Source organism: Streptomyces sp. SID13726 (genome assembly GCF_010548375.1).
Classification (GTDB): Bacteria; Actinomycetota; Actinomycetes; order Streptomycetales; family Streptomycetaceae; genus Streptomyces.
In genome coordinates, this window is record NZ_JAAGLY010000204.1 from 1 (window position 1) to 565 (window position 565).

Sequence of the window (565 nt, forward strand, 5' to 3'; positions counted from 1 at the left end):
GGTGCGGCTCCTCGATCGTCTCGACGGCCGCCTCCTGCGGGGCGGTGAGCCGCGCGACAGCCTCCTCGAGGTTGGTCGTGATCGCGGCGACCAGACCGTCGGCGTCGCGCGCCTCGAGGCGGTCGACGAGGATCTCGTGGGACTCGGGGGAGTCGGCGCGCACGGCGTACTCGTCGCTGACCGTGAAGCTCGCGACCCGGACCTCGACGATGAGCGTCGTCATCCAGCGCAGCAACCACGGGTTGCCGCCTGCGGCCACCAGGGTCCAGTGCAGGGTGAGGTCGGCGTCCCCGATCCGGCGCGGGTCCTGCGAGGCGCCGGCCGACACGAGAGCGTCGTACGCGGCGCGGACCGAGGCGACCTCCGGGTCGGTCGCTCGGGCGACGGCGAGGCGGGCGGCCGTGGTCTCGACGCTCGTGCGCGCGGCGTACAGCGCCGGGATGCGGTCGCGCCCGATCGTCACGACACGCAGGCCCCGCCCCGGGGTCGCGGTCAGGAGCCCCTCCTGCACGAGCCGCTGCGCGGCCTCGCGGAACGGGCCGCGGCTGACGCCGAGCTGTCCGGC

1 protein-coding gene is annotated in these 565 nt (G+C 75.6%); it reads right to left on the minus strand.

Annotation, left to right across the window (positions count from 1 at the left end; all coding sequences use genetic code 11):
• On the minus strand, positions 1-565 hold a 565-nt coding region (locus G3I78_RS47180; protein WP_164436778.1), incomplete at both ends, for a GntR family transcriptional regulator.